Origin of the sequence: Kitasatospora sp. NPDC088346, from assembly GCF_044740765.1 — a bacterium.
Lineage (GTDB): Bacteria > Actinomycetota > Actinomycetes > Streptomycetales > Streptomycetaceae > Kitasatospora.
Genome location: NZ_JBIURH010000049.1, coordinates 34894 through 53183, shown reverse-complemented (window position 1 = coordinate 53183; position 18290 = coordinate 34894). Strand labels below are relative to the sequence as shown.

Here is an 18290-nt window from a genome sequence, read left to right as displayed (position 1 = left end):
TCCCCGGCCCATTCCCCCATTGCCACAAGAAGCAGTCTGGCCCCGCCGCTCACGCGGCGGGGCCAGAACCCAAGATCTTCACGAGCCTTCTAGGGTCGTACCCCTGACCCTGCGGCCTTCCACGACTCTCCGGCCGAAGCATCGTCGCAGGTCAGCGACTCGCCATCGCTGCCAAGTCGGTGGCATCGCACCCAGCGCGTGTGTGCGAAGTCCCGCCGGGTCGACGCCCGGGGGCACCTCCCCGGCCGAAGGCCGGGGAGGTGCCCCCGGGCGTCCCACCGCCGCGGCCTCATCCGACGCGACTCCGCGCACCGCGCCCTGGGCTCCCCGTCCGGCGGATCCTGCCGAGCCCGCGACGCCGGGGGCCGGGGACGAGCGGCCCGTACGAGTGGCTCGGTGCGGGCGTGTCCGGCCGGAGCTGCCGGCCTGCTCGCCGCGCGATGGTGGATGATGGCCGCAGTCCGAGCCCGTCCCCCCGCCCCTGGAGTGTCCGGCCCATGAAGCGTTCCCGTCCGCTCGCCCGCGCCGCCGTGCTGGCCGCCGCCCTGGTGGGGCTGTCGGCCCTCGCCGGCCCGGCGTCCGCCCATGTCGAGGTCACCTCGTCCACGCCGCAGGCCCTCGCCGTGGACGCGGTGGTGGCCTTCGACGCCGAGGGCGAGTCCTCGTCGGCCGGGATCAAGGAGGTCCGGGTGGTGCTGCCGGCCGGCTTGGCGCCCGCCGACGTGAGCCTCGCCGGGGGCCCGGAGGGCTGGACGCTGACCCCGGCCGAGGACGGGTACACCGTGGCCGGCCCGGCCCTGGCCCCGGGCGAGGACGCCGAGTACCGGGTGAAGGTGCGGCAGCTGCCCGCCGCCGCGGAGCTGGCCTTCAAGTCCGTGGTGACGTACACCGACGGCCAGGTGGACCGCTGGATCGAACTGCCGCAGGCCGGCGCGGAGCCGGCCCACCCCGCGCCGGTGCTGAAGCTGACCGCCGCCGCCCCGGGCGCCGCGCCGCTGGCGGCGACCCCGCCGCCGTCGCCCTCCCCGGTTCCCACGCCGTCGCCCGCCGCCACCGAGCCCGCGACGCCCGCCGCGGCCCCCGTACCGGCCTCGCCGAGCCCGGTGGCCGCCGCCGGCTCGGGCGGCTCCGCGGCCGGCCGCGCCGCGCTGATCGGTGTGGTGGCCGTGCTGGCGCTCGGCGCGGGTGTCGCCGTGTGGCGCCGGTCGTCGCGGGGCTGAGATGCCGCGGGCTGAGACGTCGCGGGCTGAGACGTCGCGGCGCTGAGACGCGGGAGGGCTGAGACGCCGCAGGGCCCGCCCCGGTCTCCGGTGGCGGGCCCTCGCGTTCGGGTGCCGTGGACTACTCGACGGCGCCGGCGTCCGGGGCCAGGTGGCCGGTGGTGACCAGGCCGATCAGCACCACGCCGAGGACCACCCGGTACACCACGAACGGCATGAAGCTGTTGTGCGAGATGTACTTCAGGAACCAGGCGATCGCCGCGTAGCCCACCACGAAGGCGATCGCGGTGGCCAGCAGGGTCGGTCCCCAGGAGGGGGCCGGCCCTTCGCCGATCTTGAAGAGCTCCAGCGTGCCGGAGGCCAGTACGGCGGGGACGGCCAGCAGGAAGGAGTAGCGGGCCGCGGCCTCGCGGCTGTAGCCCAGCAGCAGGCCGGCGCTGATCGTCCCGCCGGAGCGGGACACCCCGGGGATCAGCGCCAGGGACTGGGCCAGGCCGTAGCCGACGGCGTGCGGCAGGGTGAGCGAGCTGATCGGCCGGGCGTTGCGGACGGCCCGGCTGCGGTCGGCGACCGCCAGGATCAGGCCGAAGACGATCAACGTGGTGCCGATCACGCGGAGGTCGCGCAGCGAGGTCTCGATGGTGTGCTGGAACGCGGCGCCGAGGAGGCCGATCGGCAGCGTACCCATGATCACGAACCAGCCGAGCCGGGCGTTCGGGTCCTGCCGCCGCTCCGGCCTGACCAGGGAGACCGCCCAGGCCGAGACGATCGCCGCGATGTCCTTGCGGAAGTAGATCAGTACCGCGGACTCGGTGCCGAGCTGGGTGACCGCCGTGAAGGCGGCGCCCGGGTCGTCCCAGCCGAGCAGCGCGGAGGAGACCCTCAGATGGGCGCTGGAGGAGATCGGCAGGAACTCGGTGAGGCCCTGGATCAGGCCGAGCACGGCCCCGTGGAACCAGTCGATCACCGGATACCGGCCAGGGATATCGGTCGGCGGATGCGCATCTGCGGTCCTGTTCGTCGTCGCGGGAGGCATGTGGCAGCGGCACCCGGCCAGGACGCGTCAACGGCACTGAGCACCGTGCGGCGCGGGTTGTGACGATAGGCGGTGAAGATGACGTGAATCCGTCCTGTGCGTCAAGATCCTGTATGGCCGGCTCCCATGTGGGCCGCCCGCGTGCGAGGCTGACGGGATGTCGACGAACGATTTCGCGCTGCGGTACGACGGTTGGTTCACCAAACTGGCCGTCCCACTGGGGATGGGGCCACGGCGGGCCGAGGTGAGGGTGGCCGGCGGGGTGCTGACGGTCCGGATGGGCTGGGCGTTCCGGGCCGGGATACCGCTCTCCGCGATCCGGTCGGCGGGGCCCGACCGGCGGCCCGTCAGCGGGTTCGGCGTCCACGGACTCGGCGGGTACTGGCTGGTGAACGGCTCCGCCCGCGGGCTGGTCCGGCTGGAGCTGGAGCCCGCCGTCCGTGCCAGGGCCGTCCAACTGCCCGTCCGGCTGAGGGAACTGAGGCTGAGCGTCACCGATCCCGAGGCGTTCCTGGCCGCGGTGGCCCGCTGACCCTCCGGTCGGCCGTGCCGGCCGGTCGTCGCGCCTGCCGGGTCCGGCCCGGGTGGGTGGGCCACCCTGGTGCCGGGGGCCGGCGGAAGGGAGCGGACGATGGCGGCGACGGGATCGACGGGTGGACGGCTGGCGGGGAAGTCGGCGGTGGTGACCGGTGCGGCCAGGGGCATCGGGCGGGCCACGGCCGAACTGTTCGCCGCCGAGGGCGCCCGGCTGGTGGTGACCGACGTGGCAGCCGCCGAACTGGAGCAACTGCGCGGCCGGTTGGCGGCGGCCGGGGCCGAGGTCCGGGCGGTGGCCGGCGACGTCGCGGAACCGGCCGACGCCCGGCGGATGGTGGAGGAGGCCGTCACCGGCTACGGCCGGATCGACGTGCTGGTCGCCAACGCCGGGATCCTGCCGCTGCAGAACGTCCTGGACGCCACGCCGGAGGACTGGGACCGGGTGATGGCCGTCGACGGCCGCGGGATGTTCCTCACCTGCAAGTACGCGATCGAGCACATGGCGGCGGCGGGCGGCGGCTCGATCGTCTGCCTGTCCTCGATCTCCGGCCTGGCCGGTCAGGCGGACCAGGCCGTCTACGGGCCGGCGAAGTTCGTCGCGAGCGGGCTGACCATGCATCTGGCCGTCGAGTGGGCGGCCCGGGGCATCCGGGTCAACGCGGTCGCCCCCGGCACCATCAGGACCGACCGGGTCCGGCGGCTCGCCGACGAGCCCGGCGGCCCCGAGTACCTGGACGCGATCGTGCTGCGGCACCCGATCGGACGGCTGGGCGAACCGGAGGAGGTCGCCCGGGCGATCCTCTTCCTGGCCTCCGACGAGGCCTCGTTCGTCACCGGCGTCGTGCTGCCGGTGGACGGCGGTTACCTGGCGCAGTGAGCGCCGCGCGCCGCAGCCGCGGGCGCCCGGCGCGGGCCGGTCTTGTGCCGATCACTCAGCGCCCCTAGGTTGCTACTCGTCGCGACCGTCCGGTGCGGCGAGCGCCGCGCGCACGACCCGGCCCGCCGTACCACCGCGCCTCCGCACCGCCGCACTGCTGCACTGCTGGACGACCGCGCCTCCGTACCGCCGCACCGCCTCCGCGCCCCTCCCCGAAGGAGCACCCGCATGCCTCGCGCCGACCGTTCCCGCCCGCGATGGACCGCCCTGGCCGCGGCCGCCGTCGGCTTACTGGCCGCGGCGGGGCTCGGTGCCCCGCCGGCCCACGCGGCGGCGGGGCTCGCCGACCGCGCCTACGTGGTCAACGCGCACGACGACACGGTGTCGGTGATCGACGCGACCACCCACGTCGTGGTCGCGACCGTGCCGGTCGGCCGGGGCCCCGACGGGGTGGCCGTCAATCCGGCCGGGACCCGCGCCTATGTCGCCAACCTCTCCGACGAGACGGTCTCGGTGATCGACACCGCCGGGGCCTCGGTGGCCGCGACCGTGCGGGTCGGGCAGTACCCGAGCTCGGTGGTGGTCAACCCGGCCGGGACCCGCGCCTACGTCGCCAATGCGGGCGGCAACACGGTGTCCGTGGTCGACACCGCGACGAACACCGTCACCGCGACCGTCCCGGTCGGCCCGAACCCGAACGCGGTCGCGGTCAACCCGGCCGGGACCAGGCTCTACACCGCCAACGCGGGCGGCAACACGGTCTCGGTGGTCGACACCGCCACCAACACCGTCACCGGGACGGTCACCGTCGGGTCCGGACCGGTCGCCGCCGCCGTGAACCCATCCGGCACCCGGGTGTACGTCGCCAACTCCTACGCCGCCAGCGTCTCGGTGATCGACACCGCGACCGGTACGGTCACCGCGACCGTCCCGGTCGGCAGGATCCCGCACGCCGTCACGCTGAACCCGTCCGGGACCCGCGCCTACGTCGCCAACCTCTCGGACGGCACGGTCTCGGTGATCGACACCGCCTCCGACACGGTCACCGGCACCGTCCCGGTCGGTCCGGCCCCGTCGGCGGCCGCCGTCAGCCCGTCCGGCGCCTTCCTGTACGTCACCGGGGCCGGCGGCGACACCGTGACGGTGGTCGACACCGCGACCGGAGCCGTCGCGGCGACCACCGCGGTGGGAGCCTTCCCCACCGGCGTCGCCTTCGTCCCACGCCCAGCCGCCCAGCCCCGGGCCGACCTCGCGGTGACGCTCACCGCCCAGGCCCCGGCGCTGCTGCCCGGCGCCATCAGCTACACCCTGACCACCCGGAACAACGGCCCGGCGGCGGTCGGTTCGGCCACCGTCACCACGGTCCTCCCGGCGGGGGCGACCGCCACCAACCTCAGCTCCGGCTGCACCGCCGCCGGCCGCACCGTCACCTGCAGCTACGGGACCCTCGCCAACGGCGCCACCGCCACCTCGGGCTTCCGCACCGCGGTCGGACTGCTCGGCCTCGGCCCGGTCACCGCCACCGCCACCCGCACCGCCTCCACCCCGGCGGACCCGAACGCCGCGAACGACTCCGGCAGCGCCACCTGCACCGTGCTCTCCGCCCTGCTGGTGCGCTGCTGACACCTGCCGGACGGCGGTCCGGTCAGCCGGTGGGCGGCGCGGGCGGCAGGGTCACCGTGAACGAGGCGCCACCCTCCGGCCCGTGCCCGTCGACGGTGACGGTCCCGCCGAGCAGCCCGGTCAGGCGGTGCGCGATGGCCAGGCCCAGGCCGCTGCCGACCGGGCGGGTGGCGCGGTAGCGCCGGTGCAGGGCGCCGCTGTCGAACGCGACCCGGACGTCGTCCTCGGTGAGGCCGGGCCCGCCGTCGCGGACCTGGAGCCGGGCCCCGCCCCCGTCGGCCGGCCCGACCGCGAGGACCAGCGGCCGGCCGCCGGGGGTGACCCGCAGGGCGTTCTGCACCAGCCCGTCGAGCAGCTGCCGGACCCGGAAGGCGTCGGTGTCGACGACGACCGGCGCCCCGGCCGGCCCGAGCCGCTCCAGTCGCAGGTCGACGCCGCTGCGCGCGCCCTGGCCGGCCCAGAACGCGGCGGCCTCGGCGACCAGCGCGCAGAGGTCGGTCCGGGCGGGTTCCAGTCGGAAGTCGTCGCCCTCCAACCGGGCCAGGGCCAGCAGGTCGTCGAGGAAGCGGTCCAGGCGTCTGGTCTCGCCGGCCAGGGTGGTGCCGACCTCGGGGAGTCGCTCCGGCTCGATCAGGCCGTCGGCGAGGGCCTCGGCGTAGCCCTGCAGCGCGGTCAGCGGCGTGCGCAGCTCGTGCGAGACCGAGAGCAGGAAGTCCCGCTGCCGGTTCTCGCTGCGCGCCAGGGCGTCGTCCAGGGTGTTGAGGGCGTGTCCGATCTCCGCGGTCTCGCGGGTGCCGGCGACGGGCGCCCGCACGCCGCGCTCGCCGTCGGCGATCCGGTGCGCGGCCCGGGCGGCCGCCGCGAGCGGGCGGGCGGTGCGGCGGGCCATCAGGGCGCCGGCCAGGGCCGCCCCGACCATGCCGACGACCAGCGGCAGCAGGGTGTTGCGGCGGATCTGGCTGGTGTTCTGCTCGACCACCGTGTACGGCTCGGTGAGGACCACGGCCCCGCCGCGGACCCCGGGCACGCCCACCAGCAGGACGTCCGCGCCGCCGAGCACGCCGTCGCGGGAGACCGGCCGTCCGGCCAGCAGCTCGGCCTTGGACGCGGTGTCGACGGCGGGTGCGGCGGTGCCGCCGACCGAGCCGCCGGGGGCGATCACGGCGAGTTCGACGCCGTTCGGCCCGCCGAGGGTCTGGGCGCCGTTGAAGAGCACCTCCGACAGCGCGGGGAGCCGGCTGAGGACCGTGGCCTGCCGCACCAGCTGCTCGCGCTCGCGCTGCTCCGCGCTGTGGGCCGCGGTCTGCCAGGCGACCAGCCCGGTGAGGACCACCGCGAGTGCCGCCACCACGGTGGTGAGCAGGACGAGGTGGCGGGCGAGCGGGCCGCGCGCGGGGCGGTCGCGGTTCACGCGCCGGGGTCCGTCGCGCTGTACCCGACACCGCGGACGGTACGGATGGGGCTGGCGTCGCCGAGCTTGGCGCGCAGCTGCGAGACGAAGACGTCGACCATCCGGGTGTCGCGGTAGCCGGGGTAGCCCCAGACCTGGGCCAGCAGCTGTTCGCGGGTGAAGACCCGTCCGGGGCGACCGAGCAGGTGGGCGATCAGGTTGAACTCGGTGGCGGTGAGCTCCACCGGTTCGCCGTCGCGGCGCACGGTGCGGCTGTCGGGGTCGACGGTGAGCCGGCCGCCGCCGGTCGCCAGGACGGTCGGGGGGCCGGCGGTCGCCCGGCGCAGCACGGTCTTGACCCGGGCGACCAGCTCGCGCGGCGAGAAGGGCTTCGTCAGGTAGTCGTCGGCGCCCAGTTCCAGGCCGAGGATCCGGTCGGCCTCCTCGCCGCGCGCGGTCACCAGCAGGACGGGCGTCCAGTCCCCGGCGTCGCGCAGGGCCCGGCAGAACGCGATGCCGTCCAGGCCCGGCAGCCCGATGTCGAGCACGATCGCCACCGGGTGCATCCGCCGGGCGGCGGCCAGACCGGCCGTCCCGTCGGACTCGACGTGGACGCCGAAACCCTCGCGGGCCAGGTAGAGCCGCTGCACGTCGGCGATGGCGCGCTCGTCCTCGACGACCAGCACCAGGCCCTTCGAGGTGGTCGTCACTGCGCCATCACTGCCTCTCTCACGTGCGGAAACGTGACCGATGGTAGCGGTGGGCGGCGGCCCCGACCGCGGGGTGCGGCGCAGCCCGTACATTCCCCGAACACGGCGCAGACGCTCCGCCCATCCGGGTCGCGCAGGGTGACGGCCCATGAACACCGAACCGACCGACCGGCCCGGAGCCCTGCACCGGCTCGGGCGCTGGTGCGCCCGCCGCTCCTGGTACGTCATCACCGTCTGGACCCTGCTGCTCGGCGCGGTCGCGCTGGCGAACGGCGCCTGGGGCGGCTCCTTCGCGGACAGCTTCTCGCTGCCCGGCACCCGCGCCCAGACCGGGGCGGACCTGCTCGGCGCGCACGGCGGCAGCGGCGCCGCGGGCGTGGCCGCGCCGGTCGTGCTGCGGAGCGAACGGGGACCGCTCACCGACCACCGGGCCGCGGTCGCCACCGCGGTGGCGGACCTCGGCCGGCTGCCCGAGGTGCTGTCGGTGGCCGACCCGCTCGGCACGCCCGGCGCGGTGTCCTCGGACGGCACGATCGGCATGCTGACGGTCCGCTTCGCCGAGAACCCGGCCGGCTTCGACCCGGGCTACGTGGCGCTGGTCGACACCGCCGTCGAACCGCTGCGGGTCGACCGGGTGACCGTCGAACTCGGCGCCCCGCTCGGCCAGTTGGCCGCGCCGAAGTCGGCCGACCGGGCGTCCGAGGCGATCGGCCTCGCGGTCGCCGTGCTGGTGCTGCTGGTCGGGTTCGGCAGCGTGGCGGCGGCCGGGCTGCCGCTGCTGACCGCGGTGCTGGGACTGGCCGCCGGCCTCGGCGGGCTCGGCCTGCTCGCCGCCCGGGTGGACTTCGCCCAGGCGGCGCCCACGCTCGCCGCGATGATGGGTCTCGGCGTCGGCATCGACTACGCGCTGTTCCTGGTGACCCGCCACCGGGCGCTGCTGCACGACGGCGGGGACCCGGCCGAGTCGGCCGGCCGGGCGGTCGCCACCAGCGGCCGGGCGGTGCTGGTGGCCGCCGCGACGGTCGCCATGGCGCTGGCCGGGCTGTTCGCCTCGGGCGTCGGGTTCATCGGGTCGCTGGGCGCCGCCGCCGGGCTGACCGTCCTGGTCGCCGCGGCGGCCTCGGTGACGCTGACGCCCGCGCTGCTGGGGCTGCTCGGCGGCCGGATCGACCGCCTGCGGGTGCGCACGCCGGTCGCGGAGCCGGTCGGGGAGTCGGACGTCTGGCACCGCTGGGCCGCCGCGGTCGGCCGCCGGCCGTGGACCTTCCTGGTCTGCGGCCTGCTCACGCTCGGCGTGCTGGCCGTGCCGGTCGCCTCGATGCGGCTCGGCCACGTCGACGCCGGCGCGCAGCCGACCGGCCGGACCGACCGCCGTGCCTACGACCTGGTCAGCGAGGGCTTCGGTCCGGGCGCCAACGGGCCGCTCACCGTGGTGGTCCAGCTCGACAGCGGGCGGATGGCGGACGGCGCCCGGCGCCAGGAGCTCGCCGACGGGCTGCGGCGCGACCTGGCCGCCACCGCCGGGGTCGCCGCCGTCACCGCGCCGGTGACGGGCCCCGACGGAGCCCTGCTCATCGCCACCGTCACGCCGGCCACCGGACCGCAGGACGCGGCCACCGCCCGCCTGTTCCACACCCTCCAGGACACCGTCGTGCCCGGCGCGCTCGCGCACACCGGCGCGGTCGGCTACGTCGCGGGTGGCACGGCCGCCGGGCTGACGTTCACGGACACCCTGGTCGCCCGGCTGCCGCTGATCATCGGGGTGGTCGTCGCGGCGGCGTTCCTGCTGCTGCTGACGGTGTTCCGCAGCCTGCTGGTCGCGGTCAAGGCCGCCGTGCTCAACCTGTTCTCCATCGCCGCCGCGTACGGCGTCGTCGTGGCGGTCTTCCAGTGGGGGTGGGGCGGCCCGCTGCTCGGAGTCACCGAGCCGGTGCCGGTGGAGTCGTACGTGCCGATGATGATGTTCGCGATCGCCTTCGGGCTCTCGATGGACTACGAGGTGTTCCTGCTGTCCCGGATCCGGGAGGCGTGGCTGGAGCGGCGGGACAACCGCGCGGCGGTCGCCACCGGGCTGGCCGCCACGGCGCGGGTGATCACCTGCGCTGCGATGATCATGGCCAGCGTGTTCCTGGCGTTCCTGCTCTCCACCAGCGTGGTGGTCAAGATGCTCGCGCTCGGACTGGGCGTCAGCGTCGTCGTGGACGCCACCGTCGTCCGCCTGCTGCTGGTGCCCGCCACCATGTACCTCTTCGGACGGGCCAACTGGTGGCTGCCGGCCTGGCTGGACCGTCTGCTGCCCCGCTTCGACCCCGAAGGGCCCGCCGCCGCCCCGGCAGGGGGTGCCGAACGATGAACGCCCGCCCGCAGGCCCGCCGGCCCCGGCGCCGCCGCGCCGCCCTGGTGAGCGCCGTCGCGGCCCTGACCGTCGTGGCCGCCGCAGGAGCCGGCGAGTACGCCGCCCGCGGTCTGATCCGGCACCGCGTCCTCGCGGCGGCGCCGTCCCTCGGCGGCGACCCGGCCGTCCACCCGGACGGCTCGGCGCTCTGGGACCTGCTCCACCGGCGGATCCCCCGGCTCGACGTCAGCAGCGACGACGCCCTGGTGGGGCCGCTGGCGCACGCCTCCGTGCGCGCCCACCTGGACGGCGTGCGGCTCGGCGGCACCACCGCCCGGGTCGCCGGCAGCCACGCCGAGGTCACCGTCCCGACAGCGTCCATCGGCGCGGCGGTCCAGGACGCCGTCCCCTCGATGCCGGTCGGCGCCGTCACCACCGACCCGGCCGCGGGGACGGTGGTGGTCACCCTCGGCCGCGGCGGCATCGGCCGGCTGACGCTGCGCCCGACGCTCGACGCGGGCCGGGTCTCCTTCCCGGTCGCCGAACTCACCCTGCTCGGCCGGTCCGTCCCGCCCGAACGCCTCGGAGCGGCCGCGCACGGCCTCGGCCCGGCGGCCGGCCCGCAGCGCCCGTACCCGCTCGCCCTCCGGGCCACCACGGCCACGGTCCTCCCGGACGGCGTCCGGATCACCCTCGACGGCGGCCCGGCCGACCTCCCGGCACCCTGACGCCGGCCCCCGGGCCCGCCCGGGCGGCTGACTGTCCGTCGGTGCAGCAGCGTCCCACGCCGGGGTCCTCGCACCCGGCGGACCGCGTTGTCGTCGGCGGCCGGTAGAGTCCAGCAGCTCGCAGGCCCCGCAGACCAGTTCGAGGAAACCGCCATGTCCGTTCCACCACCGCCCCGGCCCCCGTACGGATCCCCGGCGGCCGCCCCGCCCGTGCAACCGTGGGGACCGCCCGCCGGGCCGGTCGGGTACGGGCCGTCCTGCCGGGTCTGCGGGGCCGTGCCGGCGACGGAGGCGATGATCCGGGGCCACCAGGGATTCCTCGTCGTCATGCGGTTCCTGAGTCTCCACGGTCCCTTCTGCCGTACCTGCGGCATCGCCGCCCACCGCGACATGACCGCGAAGAGCCTGTGGCAGGGCTGGTGGGGCATCGGGTCCATGCTGGTCAACCCGCTCACCCTGCTGGTCAACCTGCCGCAGCGAGCGAAGATCGACAGGCTGCCGGAGCCGGTCCCGGGCGCCCCGGGCAGGCCGCTGGACCCGGGGAAGCCGCTGTACCGGCGAGCCGCGATCGCCGGCCTGGTGGTCCCGGCGCTGCTCCTCCCCGTGATCGTGGCCGGGATCGTCTGGGTCGTCCAGCGGGACCCGGAATTCGGGTCGGCCGGGGACTGCCTGAACAACGGCGGGAGCGACCGCTTCCCCAGGATGACCGTGGTGCCGTGCTCCGGCAGTGACGCCGAGTACCGGCTGATCGCGAAGTTCGACGACAGCGACGACATGGCCAGGTGCGATCCGTACACCGATTCCACCGCCGCCTTCGTGGAGGTGCGCGGCTCCACCAGGTACGTGCTCTGCCTGAAGGCGCTCAGCGGCTGACCCGCCGCCCGGGCCGGGGGCGCCGGGGCCTGCTCTGGCACCCTGATCGCATGGACCACCTCGTCGGCACCCAGTCACCTCCTCGTCGTCCGGCCGGTCCGGCCGATGCGGTCGCGGCGCTGGAGCGTGCGCTGCCGGGCCTGGCCGGGCTGCGGCTGCCTGCCCCGCGCGGCATCGACTGGTCCGGGTTGGAGGCCGAGTTGGGGGTCGGGCTGCCCGCCGACTACCGACTCCTCTGCGAGCTCTACCCGTCCCTCGTCATCGGCGACTTCCTGGCCGTCGGCGGTCCGGCGCCCGGGGAGGAGGCCGGGTGGGTGGAGACGACGCGCGAGGAACTGGAGACCGTCGCCGAGTGGTGTGCGGAGGCCGACCTGACGGTCCCGCTGCGGGCGTTCCCCGCTCCGGGCGGTCTGCTCCCCTGGGGCGCGTCCTCGCAGGGGGACTTCTTCCACTGGAGCACCGGCCCCGCCGACCCGGGGGAGTGGACGGTCACGGTCGCCTCGCGGAGTTCCGTCTGGTGGCACTACACCGGCGGGGCGGTGCAGTTCCTCGCCGACCTGGTCGGCGGGGTGCTGGAACCCTGGGGGCTGCCCCGGGTCCGGGCCGAGGTGGCCGTCTGGTGAGGAGTCAGGCAGGTCGGGTGGACGGTGTGCTCGGGCGGGAACGTCCGTGGGAGCGAGGAGGGGTACCGGAGATGTTCACCGGGGGAACCGCGCGGCTGCGGCTGCACAACAGGGGTGCCGCGCCGTTGGAGCTGACGGTGGAGCCGTGGGCGGACGCGTACCGGATCCTGCCGGGTCGCAGCTGTGTCGTCGTCACGCACGTGCCGGCGGAGGACGGTTCCCGGTCGGGGACGTCGGCGGGGGCGTCGTTCGAGGTGGACCACCGCCCGGACGCGGTCACGGTGTGGCCGTACGGCGACTGCTTCCACCTGATCGACGAGGCGGGCCACGAGATCGATTGCGCCGACCGGGACTGCCCGGCCCGGGGCCCGGTGGTGGGGGAGGGCCGCGCCCGGAAGGACGGACCGGCGGTGTTCGGGACGACGTCGCAGGAGTAGCCGACCGCCTCGCCCCGGGCCGGGCGGCTGCGCTCGGCGCGTCAGAGCGGCAGCCCGTGGCCGCGGAGCAGGACGAACCGCACCGGGGTGCCCGGCCGGGCCTGCGCGGCGGCGGCCAGGTCGGGTGCGGGCACCACGCCGACCACGGGGTAGCCGCCGGTGGTGGGGTGGTCGGCGAGGAAGACCACCGGCTGCCCGTCGGGCGGCACCTGGACGGCGCCCAGCACCATGCCCGCGCTGGGGAGTTCGCCCGGCCGGGCGCGCCGCAGTCCCGGGCCCTCGGTGCGCAGGGCCACCCGGTTGCTGGCGGCGGCGACCCGGTAGGTGTCCCGGGCGAGGCCGTGGACGGTGGTGAACCAGTCGGTGTGCGGCCCGAGCCGCAGCCGCAGGACCAGCTCCGCCGGGGGAGCGGCGGCCGGGACCAGGTCGGCGCGCGGCCCGGCCGCGGGGGGCCCGACCGGGAGGCGGTCGCCGCCGGCCAGGCGCGCGGGGCCGAGCCCGGACAGCAGGTCGGTGGAGCGGCTGCCGAGAACGGCCGGTACGGCCAGCCCGCCGGCGACCGCCAGGTAGCTGCGGACGCCGTGGGTGGCGGGTCCGACCTCCAGCACGGCCCCGGCCGGGACCCGGACCGCCGTACCCCAGGCGGCCGGTCTGCCGTCGACGGTGACCGGTGCGGGCGCGCCGGTGACCGCCACCAGGACGGCGCCGAGCGCCCGCAGGGCGACCCCGCCGACGGTGGTCTCCAGGGCCGCCGCGCCGTCCGGGTTGCCGACCAGCCGGTTGGCGGCGCGCAGGGCGGGTTCGTCCAGCGCGCCGGCGCGCGGCACGCCCAGGTGCGCGACCCCGCGCCGGCCCAGGTCCTGCACGGTGGTGAGCGGTCCCGGCCGGACCACCTCCAGTCCGGCCGCCCCGTGCTCGGCCGCCCCGTGCTCGGCCGCCCCCGGCCCCGTCGCGGGCCACTCCGTCTCGGTCATGGCCCGCCGCCGGATCGGTCGCGGCCCGTCACCGGCCGGAAGCGGACCCGGACACCGGGGGCGAGCAGCGCCGCCGGTTCCCGGCCGAGGTCCCAGAGCACGGCGGTGGTCCGCCCGAGCAGCTGCCAGCCGCCGGGGGAGGAGCGCGGGTAGACGCCGGTGTACGGGCCGGCCAGCGCGACGGATCCGGCCGGCACCGAGCTGCGGGGGGTGTCGCGACGCGGAACCTCGTACCGGGCGGGCAGGCCGGTCAGGTAGCCGAAGCCCGGGGCGAAGCCGCAGAACGCGACCCGGTACTCGGCCTCGCTGTGGATCCGGACGGCGGCCTCGGCGGACACCCCCCACAACGCGGCGACCTCGGCCAGGTCGGCGCCGTCGTAGCGGGTCGGGATCTCCACCAGCGGGCCTTCGGCGGGCGGGTGTTCGGGCAGTGGCCGGTCGGTCAGGGCGGCGGCCAGCGCGCGGCGGTCCGCCACCCCGTCGAGCAGGACGGTGCGGGCGGCCGGGACGATCTCGGTGACGGCCGGCAGCTCGTCCCGGCGGGAGGTCAGCAGCGCGTACAGCGCGGCGACCTGCTCGGCGGAGTCGACCTCGACCAGCAGCGCGTCCTCGCCGACCGGCGTGACCCGCGGGCCGGGGCCGTCCGTGCCGGGGCGCGGCGGGCCGGCGTCCGCTCCGAGCGGCCCGGTGGCCATCAGGTGAAGGCCTCCACCCGCACGCCGGCCGAGGCCAGCGCCCCGCGGACCCGCCAGGCGAGCTGGGCCGCGCCCGGGGTGTCGCCGTGCACGCACAGCGAGCGGGCCTCGACGTCGACCAGCTCGCCGCCGATCGCGGTCACCTCGCCGTCCCGGGCGATGCTCACCGCGCGGGCGATCACCGCCTCCGGGTCGTGCACCACGGCGTCCGGGTCGCGCCGCGGGACGAGGGTCCCGGCCCAGGTGTACGCGCGGTCGGCGAAAGCTTCCGCCACCACCGGCAGGCCGACCCCCTCCGCCACCGCGAGCAGCCGCGACCCGGGCAGGCCGAGCACCGGCAGCGGCCCGTCGCAGACGGCCCCGGCCCGCAGCACGCCGGAGACCACGGCCTCGGCCTGTTCGTTGTCCTGCACCACGCGGTTGTAGAGCGCGCCGTGCGGTTTGACGTACGAGACCCGGGAGCCGGCCGCACGGGCGAAGACCTGGAGCGCGCCGATCTGGTAGGCGATCTCGTCGGCGAGCTCCTCGGGTGGGACGTCCATCGCGCGCCGTCCGAAGCCGGCCAGGTCGCGGTAGGAGACCTGGGCGCCGATCCGCACACCGCGTTCGGCGGCCAGTGCGCACACCCGGCGCATGGTCGAGGGATCTCCGGCGTGGAAGCCGCAGGCCACGTTGGCGCTGGTCACGACGGACAGCAGTGCCTCGTCGTCCGTCAGTGTCCACCGCCCGAACCCCTCACCGAGGTCCGCGTTGAGATCGATCACCGTCTCGGTCACGCCTGCCCGCCTCCCAGCAGCTTCCTGCGCCGATCGTAGAGCCTGCGCGGTGGTGCGGTGACGCAGGTGGTCGACGGCGGGCGCGCGCCCCCCGGAAGGAGCGTGCGCCCTGCTGGCGGGGCGTCAGGCGGTGAGGTCCATCGGGCGGGTTCGGACCGCCTGGGCCCACTCCAGCCGGCGGATGCCGCGGAGCACGATCAGCAGCGGTACCACCCCGACGACCCCGAACGACATGTCGATGAATCGCCAGTACAGCGGGATGCCGCGGAGCGGGCCGCAGATCAGCGCGAGCGGGATGACCCCGGCGCAGGCGATCACGGCCCACCTGATCACCCAGACGTTGCGCACGGGGTCCCTGAGCGGCCCCCAGAAGGCCACCGCGATCACCAGGTGGGCGAAGGCCAGCCAGTCGGTGCCGTAGGCGAGGAAGGGGTACCGGGCGTTGGTCTCGGCCAGCGCGTCGTGGACGTGCGCGGCCCGGTCGGCCAGGGCCGGGAACCACTCGGCGACCGGGCCGCCGCCGAGCAGGTCGGCCAGCCAGCGGGTCTCGGCCTCCAGCGGGAAGGCCGTCAGGCCGCTCAGCACCAGGCAGACGATGAAGATCCACAGCCACCGGCGGACGCTCCGGCGGACCTGCTCCGGGTTGTCGGTCATCTTCCGTACCCCCATGTCGGCACAGCGGGCCGGGACCGTCCCCGACCTGCCCGGGGATGACTCTAGACACAAAATTGAACACGTTCAACACTGCTCGGGCGGGGGCCCGGCCGGGACGGCGACGGGGGGCTGACCGCCACGGCGACGGGGGCTGACCGCCACGGCAACCGGGGCGGGCCGGGACGGGCAACCGGGGCGGGCCGGGACGGCGGCGGGGTCAACCGGTACAACCGGGCTCGTTTCGGATGTTGTCGGTGCGAACCTCTACTGTTGTCCCCCGTGACCGCCATCGCAGACCAGCCCGCCGACCAGCAGCTCCGGCCGGCCGCCGCAGCCGCCCGGCCCGCCCCCGGGCCCGCCGCCGACGAGGGGCTCGCCCGCCGGCTCAAGGCCCTGGCCTGCACCGCGCCGCTGCACGACCTGGACAGTCGCAAGGTCAACCTGGCCGGCGAGTACGGCTCGTACACGATGGCCGAGGTCGGCCTGGCCGCGATCGACCTCGTCACGCTCAACATGGACTTCGACACCGGCGCCGACCGGGACATAGTGCTCGGCCGCCTGCTGCCCCGGATCGCCGCCCAGAACCCGGGCCGCGCCGCCACCGAGCACGAGCGGGTCGCCCGCTGGGTGCTGGAGTCGCTGATCAACGTCGGCAGCGTCGACCGCGGCTTCCGCGCCGTCTACGGCACCTTCGGCCCGGACGGCGGCTACGTCCGCCGCGACTACGACTTCAAGCTGATCGAGGAGGTCCCGGGCCCCGACGGCGGCGTCTACCTGCGCACCACCGACGAGGCCGTCAACGTCCTGGTCGGCGCGCTCGACACCGACGTCACCTCCGCGCAGATCGCCGCCGAGGTCAAGCTGGAGGTGCTGATCCGGCGCGGCCGCCTCGCCGACGCCCAGCTCGCCGCCGAGCAGGCCCGCTACCGCACCGTCCAGTACGCCGAGACGCTGCGCCGTGCCCTGGAGGCCACCCGGCGCAACGTCCGCGCGGTCGACTGGATGGAGACCGTCCCCGACCTGATCGACGAGGCGCTCGACCACATCGCCGACCGCTACCGGCACGAGAACGCGATCCTCACCAACATCCGCAAGGCCCGCGACGAGGCCGAGGAGCCCGAGCACAAGCGCCGCGCCGCCGAGCTGGTCGACATCGTCAAGGACTGCATCCGCCGCCACACCCAGCTGCAGACCCGCCTCCTGGAGGCCGGCCCGCTGTTCCGCGCCGAGCAGGACCGCCAGGCCTTCGCGGCCCCCGCCGCCCGCAGCGGCATCGACCTGTACGGGCACCTGCTGGCCCCGCTGCTCCAGCTGCCCGTCGACCGGGCGATCCGCCCCACCGACGCCTTCTTCGCCCGCGGCGCGGGCCTGCGCACGCCGGTCTCGGTGCGCGTCTGCGACCTGGTCGACCTGCTCCTCACCCCGCCCGTCGAACGCGAGCACCTGGGCGCCGAGCTGCCCGAGCCCGACCTGGTCGCCACCCCGGACGACAGCCGCTTCTCCGAGGCCCAGCTGGAGTCCGCCCTCGACCTGCTCGACCTGCCCGCCGACGCCCCCCGCCGGCTCTCCGGCCTGCTCGCCGACGCCCGCCGCCGCGACCCGGACCTCCCGTACCTGGTCGCCCTGCTCGCCGTCCACGCCGCCAGCCCCCCGGTCGGCACCGCCTACCGCCAGGGCGAGGAGCGCCTCCTGTTCGCCGTCGACGACGGCACCCGCCTCGACGACCCGGAGTTCGGCGGCGCCGACCTCATCGTCGGCAGCGCCCTCCTCGACGCGGCCGGCATGGCCGCCGACCGCAAGGAGGCCAGCTGATGCCCACTCGCCCCAGCGGCGCCGGAGGCACCCCCGGCGCCCCCGGCCTGCGCCCCGCTCGTCGTGAGCACCCTTCGTCCCGCACCAAGGAGCCCCGCCCGTGATGACCCCGCACGACGTGGCCCGGCCCTCCGAGTCCGAGCCCGCCGCCCCGGTCGCCCTGACCCCCGCCGACGTCGCGGACGCCGCCCGGCTGGTCTCCTTCGGGCTGCAGGCCAAGCTGCTGCCCGGCCGGGACGCCGAGTACGCCGAGCTGGTCCGCCGGCACCGGGAGGACCCGGGCTTCGCCCGCCTCGCGGACGCCGTCGCCACCGGCATGGGCCTGGTGGTGCTGGAGGTGTCACCGCGGGCCGGCATGGCCGTGGCCGCGGCCGAGGACTCGGTGTTCGCGGTCCGGATGGGCGACTACTCGCGCCGCGCCGCCTCCGAGTCCACCGACCGGTTCCTGCACGGCCTGGCCCACCTGGCCGTCGCCGCCCTGGCCTTCCCCCGCCCCGAGGACCTCGCCGACGAGGGCTACCTGGGCCGGGTCACCGTCAACGGCGTGGACGCCTTCGTCCGGCAGGCCTGCCGCCGGCTGGAGGAGCGCGCCGAGGCCGAGGGCACCAACTCCGACCCGGCCAGCGACGCCCCCGGTCTGGAGGCCGCCTGGCGGGTGTGGGCCCGCCGCTCCGCCACCGGTGCCACCAAGGACGCCCGCCGGCTGTCCGGCTCCACCATCGGCATCGTCTCCAAGGCGGTGCTCTTCCTGGTCGACTCCGGCTTCCTGCAGAAGACCTCGGACGACGCCGGCGGGACCTACCGCACGACCGCCCGTTACCAGCTCCAGGTCCGCGACCTGGCCGGCAGCGCCGCGATGGCCGAGCTGACCGACCTCGGCGTGGTCCCGGTCACCGACGGCAGCCCGACCCTGCTGCCGCCCGACCACTCCGACGACCTGGTCGCCGACGCCGGTCTCCCGTTCCACGCCCTCTGAGACCGGCCCGCCGC

The 18290-nt window shown here is 76.0% G+C and carries 18 protein-coding genes; 11 read left to right on the top strand and 7 right to left on the bottom strand.

The window, feature by feature from the left end; all coding sequences use genetic code 11:
• Window positions 1–497: 497 nt before the first annotated feature.
• Window positions 498–1220, top strand: coding sequence for a DUF1775 domain-containing protein (locus ACIOFR_RS35310; protein ID WP_401003796.1), 723 nt, complete (start codon window positions 498–500; stop codon window positions 1218–1220).
• 121 nt (window positions 1221–1341) lie between these two features.
• Here the strand turns inward: ACIOFR_RS35310 and ACIOFR_RS35305 are convergent, their stop codons facing one another.
• On the bottom strand, window positions 1342–2184 hold the full coding sequence (locus tag ACIOFR_RS35305) for an undecaprenyl-diphosphate phosphatase (RefSeq protein WP_401003800.1): 843 nt from the start codon (window positions 2182–2184) through the stop codon (window positions 1342–1344).
• Between the two features lie 229 nt (window positions 2185–2413).
• On the opposite strand from ACIOFR_RS35305, the gene ACIOFR_RS35300 reads away from it, so the two are divergent.
• From ACIOFR_RS35300 to ACIOFR_RS35290, 3 genes are all read left to right on the top strand, one after another.
• Entirely contained in the window at window positions 2414–2788 is a 375-nt protein-coding gene (locus tag ACIOFR_RS35300) for a hypothetical protein (protein WP_401003794.1), read from the top strand.
• A 99-nt stretch (window positions 2789–2887) separates the two neighbouring features.
• Entirely contained in the window at window positions 2888–3670 is a 783-nt protein-coding gene (locus ACIOFR_RS35295; protein ID WP_401003792.1) for an SDR family NAD(P)-dependent oxidoreductase, read from the top strand.
• 228 nt (window positions 3671–3898) lie between these two features.
• The gene (locus ACIOFR_RS35290; RefSeq protein ID WP_401003790.1) at window positions 3899–5293 is read left to right on the top strand and encodes a beta-propeller fold lactonase family protein; all 1395 of its coding nucleotides are present in this window, start codon (window positions 3899–3901) and stop codon (window positions 5291–5293) included.
• Window positions 5294–5315: 22 nt separating this feature from the next.
• Here ACIOFR_RS35290 and ACIOFR_RS35285 read toward each other — a convergent pair whose 3' ends face one another.
• Both ACIOFR_RS35285 and ACIOFR_RS35280 read right to left on the bottom strand, forming a co-directional pair.
• The gene (locus ACIOFR_RS35285; RefSeq protein ID WP_401003788.1) at window positions 5316–6704 is read right to left on the bottom strand and encodes a sensor histidine kinase; all 1389 of its coding nucleotides are present in this window, start codon (window positions 6702–6704) and stop codon (window positions 5316–5318) included.
• Window positions 6701–7393, bottom strand: a complete 693-nt coding sequence (locus ACIOFR_RS35280) for a response regulator transcription factor (protein WP_401003786.1) — start codon at window positions 7391–7393, stop codon at window positions 6701–6703. The genes ACIOFR_RS35285 and ACIOFR_RS35280 overlap by 4 nt, the downstream gene beginning before the upstream one ends.
• 148 nt (window positions 7394–7541) lie before the next feature.
• On the opposite strand from ACIOFR_RS35280, the gene ACIOFR_RS35275 reads away from it, so the two are divergent.
• The 5 genes from ACIOFR_RS35275 (at window position 7542) to ACIOFR_RS35255 (ending at window position 12389) form a co-directional block, all read left to right on the top strand.
• Window positions 7542–9746: an MMPL family transporter gene (locus ACIOFR_RS35275; RefSeq protein ID WP_401003785.1), complete on the top strand. Its 2205-nt coding sequence runs from the start codon at window positions 7542–7544 to the stop codon at window positions 9744–9746.
• Complete coding sequence (locus ACIOFR_RS35270) at window positions 9743–10456, top strand: LmeA family phospholipid-binding protein (protein WP_401003783.1); 714 nt, start codon at window positions 9743–9745, stop codon at window positions 10454–10456. Before ACIOFR_RS35275 ends, ACIOFR_RS35270 begins: the two co-directional genes overlap by 4 nt.
• 327 nt (window positions 10457–10783) lie before the next feature.
• The gene (locus ACIOFR_RS35265; protein WP_401003781.1) at window positions 10784–11329 is read left to right on the top strand and encodes a hypothetical protein; all 546 of its coding nucleotides are present in this window, start codon (window positions 10784–10786) and stop codon (window positions 11327–11329) included.
• A gap of 50 nt (window positions 11330–11379) precedes the next feature.
• A complete protein-coding gene (locus tag ACIOFR_RS35260) occupies window positions 11380–11952 on the top strand; it encodes an SMI1/KNR4 family protein (protein ID WP_401003779.1) in 573 nt (190 codons plus the stop codon).
• A 71-nt stretch (window positions 11953–12023) separates the two neighbouring features.
• Window positions 12024–12389 carry a hypothetical protein gene (locus tag ACIOFR_RS35255; RefSeq protein WP_401003778.1) on the top strand — a complete coding sequence of 122 codons (366 nt, stop codon included), beginning with the start codon at window positions 12024–12026 and terminating at the stop codon, window positions 12387–12389.
• Between the two features lie 41 nt (window positions 12390–12430).
• Here ACIOFR_RS35255 and ACIOFR_RS35250 read toward each other — a convergent pair whose 3' ends face one another.
• The 4 genes from ACIOFR_RS35250 to ACIOFR_RS35235 form a co-directional block, all read right to left on the bottom strand.
• Window positions 12431–13363, bottom strand: a complete 933-nt coding sequence (locus ACIOFR_RS35250) for a biotin-dependent carboxyltransferase family protein (protein WP_401003776.1) — start codon at window positions 13361–13363, stop codon at window positions 12431–12433.
• Window positions 13360–14058: an allophanate hydrolase subunit 1 gene (locus tag ACIOFR_RS35245; protein ID WP_401003774.1), complete on the bottom strand. Its 699-nt coding sequence runs from the start codon at window positions 14056–14058 to the stop codon at window positions 13360–13362. The genes ACIOFR_RS35250 and ACIOFR_RS35245 overlap by 4 nt, the downstream gene beginning before the upstream one ends.
• Window positions 14058–14834, bottom strand: coding sequence for a LamB/YcsF family protein (locus ACIOFR_RS35240; protein ID WP_401003772.1), 777 nt, complete (start codon window positions 14832–14834; stop codon window positions 14058–14060). The genes ACIOFR_RS35245 and ACIOFR_RS35240 overlap by 1 nt, the downstream gene beginning before the upstream one ends.
• Window positions 14835–14957: 123 nt before the next feature.
• Window positions 14958–15488 carry a hypothetical protein gene (locus tag ACIOFR_RS35235; RefSeq protein ID WP_401003770.1) on the bottom strand — a complete coding sequence of 177 codons (531 nt, stop codon included), beginning with the start codon at window positions 15486–15488 and terminating at the stop codon, window positions 14958–14960.
• A 279-nt stretch (window positions 15489–15767) separates the two neighbouring features.
• Between ACIOFR_RS35235 and ACIOFR_RS35230 the strand changes: the two genes are divergently transcribed.
• Both ACIOFR_RS35230 and ACIOFR_RS35225 read left to right on the top strand, forming a co-directional pair.
• Window positions 15768–17300, top strand: coding sequence for a hypothetical protein (locus ACIOFR_RS35230; RefSeq protein WP_401003768.1), 1533 nt, complete (start codon window positions 15768–15770; stop codon window positions 17298–17300).
• Between the two features lie 103 nt (window positions 17301–17403).
• Window positions 17404–18276, top strand: a complete 873-nt coding sequence (locus tag ACIOFR_RS35225; RefSeq protein ID WP_401003766.1) for a hypothetical protein — start codon at window positions 17404–17406, stop codon at window positions 18274–18276.
• The last annotated feature ends 14 nt before the right edge of the window (window positions 18277–18290 follow it).